Annotated in this window: 10 protein-coding genes and 2 pseudogenes; 6 read left to right on the forward strand and 6 right to left on the reverse strand. The window is 31.6% G+C overall.

Annotated features, from left to right (window positions below; genetic code table 11):
- A partial coding sequence (locus PHP06_08910) for a VapE family protein (GenBank protein ID MDD3840673.1) occupies positions 1-1,128 on the forward strand: 1,128 nt, incomplete at its 5' end.
- Positions 1,129-1,413: 285 nt separating this feature from the next.
- Here the strand turns inward: PHP06_08910 and PHP06_08915 are convergent.
- From PHP06_08915 to PHP06_08940, 6 genes and pseudogenes are all read right to left on the reverse strand, one after another.
- Positions 1,414-2,538 (reverse strand): phage portal protein, encoded by a 1,125-nt coding sequence (locus PHP06_08915; GenBank protein ID MDD3840674.1) that lies wholly within the window; start codon positions 2,536-2,538, stop codon positions 1,414-1,416.
- A gap of 75 nt (positions 2,539-2,613) precedes the next feature.
- Positions 2,614-2,988: a hypothetical protein gene (locus tag PHP06_08920; GenBank protein ID MDD3840675.1), complete on the reverse strand. Its 375-nt coding sequence runs from the start codon at positions 2,986-2,988 to the stop codon at positions 2,614-2,616.
- An 11-nt stretch (positions 2,989-2,999) separates the two neighbouring features.
- On the reverse strand, positions 3,000-4,031 hold the full coding sequence (locus PHP06_08925) for a DUF1413 domain-containing protein (GenBank protein ID MDD3840676.1): 1,032 nt from the start codon (positions 4,029-4,031) through the stop codon (positions 3,000-3,002).
- Between the two features lie 87 nt (positions 4,032-4,118).
- Positions 4,119-4,307: pseudogene (locus tag PHP06_08930) on the reverse strand (terminase large subunit).
- A gap of 43 nt (positions 4,308-4,350) precedes the next feature.
- Positions 4,351-4,947, reverse strand: coding sequence for a hypothetical protein (locus PHP06_08935; protein MDD3840677.1), 597 nt, complete (start codon positions 4,945-4,947; stop codon positions 4,351-4,353).
- Between the two features lie 303 nt (positions 4,948-5,250).
- Positions 5,251-6,691 (reverse strand): annotated as a pseudogene (locus tag PHP06_08940) (terminase large subunit).
- A 217-nt stretch (positions 6,692-6,908) separates the two neighbouring features.
- Here PHP06_08940 and PHP06_08945 point away from each other — a divergent pair.
- The 5 genes from PHP06_08945 (at position 6,909) to PHP06_08965 (ending at position 11,599) form a co-directional block, all read left to right on the forward strand.
- Positions 6,909-7,145, forward strand: coding sequence for a hypothetical protein (locus tag PHP06_08945; GenBank protein ID MDD3840678.1), 237 nt, complete (start codon positions 6,909-6,911; stop codon positions 7,143-7,145).
- Between the two features lie 74 nt (positions 7,146-7,219).
- Positions 7,220-8,293 (forward strand): DUF3387 domain-containing protein, encoded by a 1,074-nt coding sequence (locus tag PHP06_08950; protein ID MDD3840679.1) that lies wholly within the window; start codon positions 7,220-7,222, stop codon positions 8,291-8,293.
- Between the two features lie 167 nt (positions 8,294-8,460).
- Positions 8,461-10,242, forward strand: a complete 1,782-nt coding sequence (locus PHP06_08955) for a DUF262 domain-containing protein (GenBank protein ID MDD3840680.1) — start codon at positions 8,461-8,463, stop codon at positions 10,240-10,242.
- A gap of 170 nt (positions 10,243-10,412) precedes the next feature.
- A complete protein-coding gene (locus tag PHP06_08960) occupies positions 10,413-10,715 on the forward strand; it encodes a hypothetical protein (GenBank protein MDD3840681.1) in 303 nt (100 codons plus the stop codon).
- A 662-nt stretch (positions 10,716-11,377) separates the two neighbouring features.
- Positions 11,378-11,599 carry a hypothetical protein gene (locus PHP06_08965; protein ID MDD3840682.1) on the forward strand — a complete coding sequence of 74 codons (222 nt, stop codon included), beginning with the start codon at positions 11,378-11,380 and terminating at the stop codon, positions 11,597-11,599.
- The last annotated feature ends 180 nt before the right edge of the window (positions 11,600-11,779 follow it).

The raw sequence follows: 11,779 nt of genomic DNA on the forward strand, positions 1-11,779 counted from the left end.
CCAAATCAAATAAGGCTATGGGATGACTCTTTAAATAATAGACTAGGCTTAGACATCGAAAAGCAATTTGACCTAAACTATAATGCCAATAAGATGTGGGAGGCAATTAGGTTTGTAGCCAACCAATACGAAATAAGCCCACCCATGCAATATCTAGAAAGATTAAATTGGAAGGGTGATGAAGGAACAATAAGAAAACTTCTGCCTACCTATCTAGGAGCAGAAGATACAGAACTTAATGCCTGGATTATGGAACATATGATTTTAGGTTTAATAAAAAGAGTCTTTGAACCAGGAGCTAAGTTTGATGAAATGATAGTCTTAGTAGGTGGTCAAGGAATAGGTAAATCTACCTTTGCTAGATACTTAGCCATTAAAGATGATTGGTTTTGTACCATTGAAAACATTCAAGGTAAGGATGCTGTTATGAACTTAATGGGAAAGACTGTAGTAGAAATTGAAGAATTTGTAGCCTTAAGAAATGCAAAGTCTGCCAATGAAGCAAAATCCTTTTTATCTAAACTAAGTGATAGAATAAGAATTCCTTATGAGAAATTTTCTACCGATGTTCCTAGGACTTGTATTTTAATTGGAACATTAAATGAAAGAACTTTTTTAAATGACCATACAGGAGAGAGAAGATATTTACCTGTAGAATGTCACAAGGAAAATAGAAAGAAGGCCATTTATCTAGACAAGGATTTTCAAAGAGACCAATCAGAAAAAGAATATCTAGATTTAATTCGAGAAGATTTTAACCAGGCCTTAGCCTATGGTTATAAACTTTACAAAGAGAAGAAACATTCTTGGACTTTGCCAAAAGAACTATTAAAAGATTTTTACATGGAGCAAGAAAAATTTAAATACCTCAATCCAGATGTAGAAGATATCAGGTACTTCTTAGAAGAATATAAGCCAAGAAGTCAAGAGCCTAATGTAACCTGCTTCAAGGAATTAGCCATGCAAGGCTATCAAATAAAATCAAAATCTTTCTCTGAAATAATGGACAACTACTTCCCAGAATGGAAGGCTATCAGATCATCAAAGACTAAAAGGATTGCTCCTAGTGGGGTATCTATACCTGTAAAACTTTATTATGAGAGAGAGGAAAAGAAAGAAAAATTGTAACTGTGAAACCTTGTAACTTGTAACCAAGTTTTTAAAACCTTTAGAATCAGGCTAGTAGAAAAGAAAGTTAAGTAATATCAACGCTTACGGGAATAAAAATAAATGCTAATGCTTTATTTGAGGACTTTTGAAATCCTAGGTTACAGTTACACTCCCCTGTTCCTATACTATTAGTATATGAGCAAGCACAGTAAGTGTACGGACACTTACGAGAAAATAGAATAAAGCGGACCTTAAGGTTCGCTTTATTCTATTCAATTTTCTACTTGTTCTTATCAGAAGGATTTAGGGGTAGCCCCTAAGACCCCAGACATCGTTGGGAGACATAAAACCATTTTGAATGCCGATGGAATAACCCCTCATTCTTGATTCATAATCTCCACGAAGGAGTCCCTCAACTAAAAAGCTAACAAAGTATTTTTCTTTTTCTTTATCTGAAAAGAGAGCCTTATTAATAGATTGCTCTATACTAACTAGCCAAGGTCTAATAGTATGAACCACAAAGCTAATTGATTGATGTTCAATATTTGAAAAAGTAGCCCTTTCTAAATCACCAACCAAATGAGGAGGAACTCTAAAGATCCTACAGATTTCCTCAGTTTGATATTTTCTTGTTTCTAAAAACTGTGCTTGCTCTGGTGGAATACCTATAGGTGAGAATTTCATCCCTTCTTCAAGAACTGCCACCCTATGAGCATTAGATGTTCCTTGGTAGACTTGATTCCAGCTATCCCTAATTCTATGAGGGTCCTTTACAACTCCAGGATGTTCCAAAACTCCACCAGGGTTTGCTCCATTTGAAAAGAACTTAGCACCATATTCTTCAGTAGCCAGTGCCATACCAATCGCATTTTTAGCCATGGCAATTGGGGAGTATCCAATAAGTCCATCAAACCCTAAACCTGGTATATGAAGCACCTCTGTATTTCTTAAAAGATAATCTTTTCCTTCACTGTTATAGATATAGTAGATTTCACCATTTTCACTTCTTTCCACCTTCATCTTGTCTGGAAGCAAGGGATATAAGGCTACCACTTTGCCATGGCCATCCCTTATTATTTGAGAGTAGGAATTTCCCCATAATAAAAGATGACCCATAAGTGTCTCTCTAAAGACAAATGAAGTCATCTCAGGATTTGGGGAATCTGAAAGAAGGTGATACATTGGATGTTCCCTAGCTTTTTCTTTCCCTGTTTCAGTATTCATATAAGTATGAAGCGACAGTGAAGCTATTGTTTCAGCTAGTATTCTTACACAGGCATATACAGCTGTGGTTTGCATAGCTGTTCTTTCATTGACTGTTTTTCCACTATTCGTGGACCCAAAGAAAAAACTATAGGTAGAGCCAAATAAAGAGTTTTTAGGTTCAGCCCTTGATTTAAATAATCTTGATAATATTGGTATTTGGATTTGTCTCACCTCCTAAAAATGGGCATGAAAAAACCGTCCCTATTAGGAAACGGTTTTTGAAATTTTACTATTATTTTATCTTGGTGGAGGATTTTGAAGAATAAAATAAGTTGTTCCTCGAATTGGCACTCCATTTTTCTCATAACGCCCGAAGCCCCATACAGCATCTTGTCTCTGCATTAATAAATCAAATAGAATCAAACCAAAGAACAATCCAGAAGCTTCTATGTTGTCCCCACAGGCATGGAATATAGGCTCATATACAGTCCCTGTCCAATTGTTTCCAGGAATCCAACTAGATGTATTGATGTCACTTTTATCAATCTTATCATTAAGTGCATCAATTATCTTCTGGTAGTCATAGTCAGAGAGATTTTTCATCCACTTATCAAACTCCTTTTTATGGGGGAGTTTTTCAATATATTTACCACTATCAACTGAATATAACATTTAAGGACCTCCTAAAGTTTTTTATAATATTGATTATTATTGCGTTTGTCAATTGGTTCTATATTTTTTTGACTAATTGAATAGTTGTAGAATTTCTTTCCCAACAACCTTAGTGTATTATGTGGTATATACTGCCAAAAGTCACTTAATTGATCCTTTATTCTAAACTCAGTTCCTGAATTTAGTAGTTCAACACGAGAAATAAGAATTTCCATAAGCTTATCTTCTAGCCAACGTTCAAAAGCCTTTCTGTGCAGGTTATCAACCCATTGAGAACATAAAAGATATTTCTTATTACCCATTCCTATAGGTGAATCGTAGTATCTGTTGTATCCCCTTTGGTCACGTTTTTGTTCATCAATTGAAGCATTTTCATCCACTTCTTTTAGCACTTGGAAATTTATATTAAATATTCTTTTTGAATATTCTTCATCAGTCATAGACCTTACTTCATTTTCTGTTAGGTGTTCACCTTGCAAGAAACGTGTTAATAAATACCTGACGGTCTTTCCAATCTTCATATTATCTTTCTCGCAATTATACTCTTCTATAGGACTAATATCTGATTTAGTTCCTGTCTCCGATTCTAATATCTCCCTTGCTTTATCTAGAGTTTCTTCATCGAGTCTTGGGGACTGAATAATATTTTTTAATGCTGCTAATTGAAGGTTATCTCTGAAAATTTTCCTTGCACTGGAGCTTCTACTTCTTCTTGAATTAAGGGTAAAGTCTTCAGAAATTAATTGATCCTCAGGGTTGTCATCTGTCTTGAAAATATAGTAGTAGTCAATAAATATTCTTTTGCCAATCTTATTTAGCATTGTATCTAGATCTTCGTTGTCAGCATAATCTACAGTATCCGTATTTTTCTCTCTTGAATACCCTACTATGTTTTGGTAATGGTCAATTGTCATTATGACATGGGAAGGTTTATTACTTTGAAATATAAACATCTCATTATCTGATTCCAATATTTCACAAATACCTTTAAAATCCTCTAATAATTCTTGAGAGCTAATGATTTTATTAACATCAATTTTCATGGAATACAACCTCCTTTTATTTGTTAAGGATATTGTATCATTATTGTTTTGTTTTGTATACCCCTTTACAAAAACATTTGCCTTGTTTTACAAAATAAATATCCCTCTCTCATCATAAACACTACCACTACTCCCTTGATTCCTAATTGCTCTATCAAATGCCATTATAGTTGCTACAGTACCATCCATCTTCTCTGTACTCGTGTCTATATCTAGCTTTATATTCCCAGCTGGGTCTACTTTTACATAGATATTATCCAACATCCTTAAAATGGGCATGAAAAAAGCACCTCGAGTGAGATGCTTATAAATAAAATCTTTAGCTAAGACAATTTGTTATTTTTTTATATAAATCAATATGGGAAAAAATACGGTTCTGAGGATGGTAAGTATATAGTGCTTTTTTTACGGTTTTATAATTAGAAAAACTATCCGTTATATCAGCAATCGCTTCATTTTTTGTTGGCCTCTTATTTTTAATATCTACTTTAAAAGCCCTCTCTATTTGTATCGCATATGATGGTCCACACGCAAAAATAAGATACTTAGGTCTAAAGTATTCTATTTCTGCCTGGTATATATTTATATTATTTTTTATGTCTGCAAATGCAAGTTCGTTTTTTTCATTAAATTTAGTATATTCCCCACCGCTAGACACCTTATTAATATTATTTACAAGGATCCGATTAAAAAGAAGAAGATGCTTTTCTATCTCTTTGGGATTGTTATTATCAATCTTTTTTCTGTCTATTCCGGCTAGCAATAAATGTAGGTATTCAAAATTTCCTAGCCTTCTTGTTAGTTTACCATTGCGCTCTAGTTGTTCATATCTAAGCACCTTCAGAAGATAGTCTTTATATGAGGCTAGAATACCCGTATATGCTTCATTAAAAGATAATATCTTATCTGCAGGCATTTCGTTTGCCTCCTGGCCAAAAAGCATAGTTTCGCATCTATCCTTATATTCAGGATTCAATAGAAAGGGGTTGGTCTTCTTTACTAGTTCTAGGTTTTTATAAAAACATTCATACCATTCCTGATAATAATCAATAAGATTCATATGTCGGCTCCTATTCCACAAATATGTTATACATTATATGTCTTTACAGGAACATTGTCAAGATTACTGAACGCACCACTCACTGGGTGATAGTATAATTAAGTCATGTGTTTTAAAATAATAGTTAATTAATATTTAGCTGACTTTGCAATACTAAACTCAGAAAATTAATATCCCTCTTTCATCATATACACTACTAGTATTTGTACCATCGTTTCTTAAAGCTCTATCGAGGGCCATAATTGTGGCAACTGCACCATCAATTTTCTCGCTAGACTTTTCTTTATCAGGCTTAATGTTTCCAGTAGGATCTGTTCTAACAAATATATTATCCATCATCCAACGAAGGACAGGATGGCCACCATGGGCTAACTTTTCTTCTAAGGTAAGTTTCATTAATTCTTTTGTTGGAGGGCTCATATCTTTAAAGCCTTGACCAAAAGGTACAACTGTAAAACCCATACCTTCCAAGTTTTGAGTCATTTGAACAGCGCCCCATCGGTCAAAGGCGATTTCTCTAATGTTATAATTCGTCCCTAGTTCTTCTATAAAAGATTCGATAAAACCATAGTGAACAACATTTCCCTCAGTCATTTTAATATATCCTTGTTTTTCCCACAAATCATAATTTACATGATCTCGTCTAACTCTTAAATCAATATTTTCTTCTGGTATCCAAAAGTAAGGGAGGATTGCATATTTATCATCCTCATCTTCTGGAGGGAAGACTAAAACAAAGGCAGTTATATCTGTAGAAGAAGATAGGTCAAGTCCTCCATAGCAAACCCTACCTTTTAAATCTTCTGGATCTACTTTAAAAGCACAGGCATCCCACTTATCCATAGGCATCCAGCGGACAGCCTGTTTTACCCATTGATTAAGCCTTAACTGTCTGAAGCTGTTTTCTTCAGCTGGGTTTTGTCTTGCTGATTCAAAGGCTGTTTTAACCTTATCCATAGTGACTGTTATTCCAAGTGAAGGATTAGCTTTTTTCCAAACCTTAGGATCAGTCCAATCATCCTCCATGTCTGCTCCATAAATAACTGGATAAAATGTAGAGTCAGTTTTTCTACCCTTAAGCAAGTCCACAGCTTTTTGATGTACTTCCCAGCAGATACTATTTTGATTATCTCCAGCAGTAGTAATTAAAAAATAAAGAGGTTGGGTTCTAGCATCACCGCTTCCTTTAGTCATAACATCATAAAGCTTTCTATTAGGCTGGGTATGAAGTTCATCAAATACAACTCCATGGGTATTAAAGCTGTGTTTATTTTTAACATCAGCAGATAAGACTTGATAGACACTTCCTGTGGGCTGATAGATTAATCTTTTCATGGAATCCAAAATCTTGACTCGCTTGGCTAAGGGAGGACACATCCTAACCATATCAGCTGCTACATTAAAAACAATTGATGCTTGATTTCTATCTGCAGCACAGCCATAAACCTCCGCTCTTTCTTCTCCATCACCACAAGTTAGGAGAAGGGCAATGGCAGCTGCTAGTTCAGACTTTCCCATTTTCTTTGGAATTTCAACATAGGCTGTATTAAATTGACGGTAGCCATTAGGTTTAATCGTTCCAAATAAATCCCAATAGTTTTGTAGACCATATAAGCCAAATTGCGAAAGGAGCAGCATATCCAGCTGTTGGAATAGAAGATTTCAAAAATATTAAGATTCAAATTCCAGACCTAAAAACCCAAGAAAAAATAGCATACATTCTTTCAACCTATGATGAGTTAATAGAAAACAATAATAGAAGAATAGAAATCCTAGAAAAAACAGCAGAAGAAATATATAAAGAATGGTTTGTAAGAATGAGATTCCCAGGATATGAAAATACTAAATTTATAAAAGGTATACCTGAAGCATGGGAAGTAAAAAGAGTTGGAGACTTGGTCAATAGATTACAAGCAGGACATTTTTATAGAGAGGAAGAACTGTATGAAGAAGGGGAAGTTATAGTAATAGATCAATCAACAAAAAAATATATGGGATTTCACAATGAAGAGCCTACACATATAGCAGATATTGATAACCCTATTATCTTATAATGTGGTTAACGGGATTTGATGCCCCTAGTGTATCTACCTTGTACCTAGACAAGCCTATGAAGGGACATACCCTAATGCAAGCCATAGCAAGAGTAAATAGGGTATATCCAGGAAAAAACTCAGGTCTAATAGTAGACTATCTAAACCTATTTAAATCTATGAAAAGGGCCCTTGGTGACTATGCGAATCCAGATAATGAAGACGAAATGCCTGTAAAAAATATAGAAGCTATGCTAGATTTATTGGATCAAACTATAGATGAAACTTATAAGTTTTGCAAGAAGCTTAGTATAGATTTTGATAGGATATTAGACATAGACGAAGCCTTTTCAAGAATATCTTTATTTGAAGAATATCTAAATATATTACTAGATAAAGATGATTACAAAGAAGAATTTAAGATTTATACAAATTTATGTAGAAATATATATGAGGGCAGTAAACCAGAAGTATTTGAAAAGAGATGGAACAATAAATATCTTACTATTATATTTTATCTAGATGATATGTTTAAGGCTGCTGTTAGAGATGTAAATATAGATAGGGCTAAAATTGAATTAGATAAAACATTGGATTTAAGTGTTAAAGCTAATTCTGTAAAAGAAGATGGTTCTGAAGAATATGGAATAAAGGCTATGAAGACTATAAGTCTTGCAGAAATAAATACAGAAGATATAAAAAGGAAAATACAAGAATCACCATACAAGAATATCGAAATACAAGAGCTTAGAAGCTTTATAGAAGAAAAACTTGAAAAACTATTAGAAGAAAATAAGACAAGAATATCTTTCTCTGAAAGATACAAAGTCATAATAGATAAGTATAATTCAGGAAATTCAAGTAATGAAAACTACTATGAAGATTTAATAGGTTTTGTAGATGACCTAAAAGAAGAAGATGAAAGAAATATCAAAGAAGGCTTGACAGATAAAGAATTAGAGTTATATGATCTATTGAAAAAAGACAATTTAACTAAAAAAGAAGAAGAACAAGTGAAATTATCAGCTAAAAAACTATATGAAGCTATTATGAGAGAAGATAGTGAAACAAAAGTTGTAGACTGGTATAAAGATGAACAACCTAGAAGAAAAGTAAAATTAAGAGTTGAGAAAGTATTAGATGATTTTTTACCTGATAGCTACAATTGAGAAATATTTACTAGAAAATCAGATATAGTGTTTACTCATTTACTGGAAGACGCCATGATGGGAAGTCAAAGATATGCTAGTTAAATAAATTCATTTAGTATAATCAAAAATAAATTAAATTGATTTATAAAAATATTAAAACTTTATAAAACAAGGGGGCAAGCTATATGAGTACAGTGAGTTATGTAGATAGGATTAAACCAACTGATAAGGGTATATACTCTTATCTAGAAGACTTAAGGAATAAAAATTACCAGATACCTACATTTCAAAGAGAAGTTGTTTGGGAAAAAGATAATGTGAAAAAGTTATGGGATAGTATTTATAAATTTTATCCATTAGGAAGTATTTTGATTTGGAAGACTGATGTAAAGCTTCAGAATCATAGAAAAGTAGGTGGACATGTTATAGGTGGGGAAGAATTTGAACGGGTTCAGTATCAGTATATTTTAGATGGACAGCAAAGGACTACTTCTCTGTTGACTTCAATTTATGGAGGTGAAATTGAGGGAAACAAAGATTTTGAACCAAGTCTTTATGTGGATTTAACAATCGAAGACTCAGAAGAGATAGATGATGATAGCTATAAAAAAAGATTTTTATTTTGGAATGAGATAGATGATGATAATAAAAGATTAAGAGCTAATATGAAGAGAAAAAGAAGATATGATCAAGGTCTTATAGTTAAATTGAAAGATATTAAAGAAAATTATGGATTAATAGAAGAAAATTTGGTTAACAAGTCAGAAGAAAATTATAGCTATAATCATCCTGTAAGAAAGCAGTTAAGAAAAATTAAAAGTGTTTTAGATAACTATAGAATCTCCTTGATTGAACTTAAGGGAATACAGGTATCGGAAGTATGTGAGATATTTGAAAGAATAAATCAGGAAGGCAAGCCATTAAATATATTTGATATCATTGTTGCAAAGACATTTAGGCCATCAAATAAAGAACAAAAAGAATTTTATTTAAGAGATATTATAAATAGATTTAAGACATCTAAAACTAGTGAATATATGAATATTGATGACCTAACGTATCTACAGATATTAGCTGTTTTAATTAATAAAGATGTTGAAGGATCTGGAGTCTTAAATATTACTGATAGATACTTAAATAATATTCGTGCAGAACAAATTGAAAATGTATGGGATGAAGCGCAAAAAGCTATATTAAAAACTTTTGATTTTTTTGAAAATCATTTGAGAATAAAAGGTCCACATCTAATACCTTTTAGATATTTTTACATGACAATAGCATACTATTTTTATAAAAATAAAAGACCAGATTATGAATTTATAAATAAATATTTTTGGTATTATAGTTTTCATAGAGAAGATTTGCTAAGAAATACTACTCATTTATGGAACCATATTAGTTTCTTAGAAGAGAAGAAAAATGATGAAAATCCAGAGTTTGATAAATTTATAATTGATAGAAACGATTTAAGAACAGCTTCCTATAGTTCAAGAGGTAGATTATCTAGATCTATTTTATCCTTGTACGCAAGTAAAGACCCAAGAGACTGGGAAAATCCAAATCGTAGTGTGCTTTCAGATGTATATTACACCATTACTGATAAACCGAATTTACACCATATATTTCCTATGGATTATATTGAGAAAAATATTGCTAAAAACAAACTTGGAGGCAATAGTTTAATGAATATTGCTTATTTAACTCAGATAACTAATATAAGAATTAGCAATAAAAATCCAATAGAATATATCAAAGATTATGATTCAGGAAGTTTTGGTGAAGTACTAAAGAACCATTTAATATCTCCTGAAATCTTAGATTGGTCAAGAGAACATGAGATGCCAGAAAATGCCTTAGATATTTTTATAGAGAGTAGACTAGAGAATATACTTAGTGATTTGAAAGAAAAACTTTTAAATATTAAATTTGAGGTTATAGATACTGCCTCTGTTAATGAGGATAAATAAAATCAGAAGGAGTTAGTTTTATGGAATCTATAATCATTAAAACTCTAACACTTCCATTTGAAAAAGATTTATTAGATTTATGGAAAGATATTAAACCTGAAATTGTTCCTTTATTTATATTAGAGTGGTAAGGACTAGGAGTTAGTAATGGATATGGTTTTGATGAATGGATGGCAGAAAAACATTATAGGAGTAAAGGTTACAATGTATTTAATAATAGTTTTGATTTAATTTCTAAAAGATCCAAATATGATCAATTTAATAAAGTGATTAGGTCATTGGTTGCAATTGATCAGTTAAACAGATTTTCGAAATTACTAAAACTAAATCTTCAAAGTGGATATAGTATAGAAAATCCAGATTTATTTGTTTTTAATGAAAAAGCTTTTTTTATAGAAGTTAAAAAGGGAATGAATAGAATAAGAGACCCGCAATTAAGGTTTATGTATCTTGTAAAGAGGCTTTGGATATAGGGAGTAAAATGATATGTTTTGTGATAAATCTAGCAAAAAAAAGATGGAAAACATAATATATCAATTTGAAGTAAAAACTGATTTTTTTTGATAGGTCATATTTGATTTCTAAATGTAGGGATTTTAATTCCAAATAAACTTTAAAATTTCTTTGTTTATATGGATTAAATTAGCTTGAAAGGTATGATATATATTTATGATAAAATCATAAACGAAGGAGATGTGCTATGAAGAAATGTAGGATAGTTAAGTAATTTGCATATCAATAGGAGTTGTTATGATTGCTTATGTGATAGCTTGGTTACTATTCATTAGAAGTGGCCCTCTACCAATAGGGGTTGGATTAAAGAAAAGCGATTGGTTGGTATTTTGTGCTGGTATTATTACATTATTTGGAACCTTTCTTTTGGGGCTTATCTCTTATATACAAAATGTATCTCTCCAAAAATCAAACGAAAGATTCGCAGAAGCTAATTTGAAATTACTCGAGTAAGATCTTAAGTTAAATGGGTTTTCAAGCGTTTCATTTGAATTAATAACAATAGAAGATAGAGGAATAAATTTATTTTTTAAAAGTACAGGCAAAATTTTACATCTACTATAAATTTTATAAATGTCGAACATGGGTTAAAGAATGGATTAAAAACGAATTCGAAGTTTCAATGAAAAGCAAGGGTATTTATCGTGAAACTAAAGATTATGATAGATATTTTATATTATCTATAAATGATGATAATATAAAAAAGATTAAAGAGGTTCCTTTAAATTATGATACTAGAGATATTTCACCACAGAATAATTTAGTTTTATATATTGATTATGAGTTAAAGAATACTTTTGGTGTAATTACAAGAATTTCTCAAAAACTTATAGCAAAAAAATAGATAAAACTGGATTTGTAACAATTTATGAATTTATTACAGATATGGAGATATTAATTAAAAAATAATTTTTCAATAGTAGGTTCTAAATTGTTAAATTAGACACCGGAACTGGGACTGGAACGGGTAAAATAAGTTCAAAATGTATCGAAACCACATGAATAGAACAGAAATGAACGTTCT

The sequence above is a fragment of the Clostridia bacterium genome, assembly GCA_028698525.1.
Lineage (GTDB): Bacteria > Bacillota > Clostridia > JAQVDB01 > JAQVDB01 > JAQVDB01.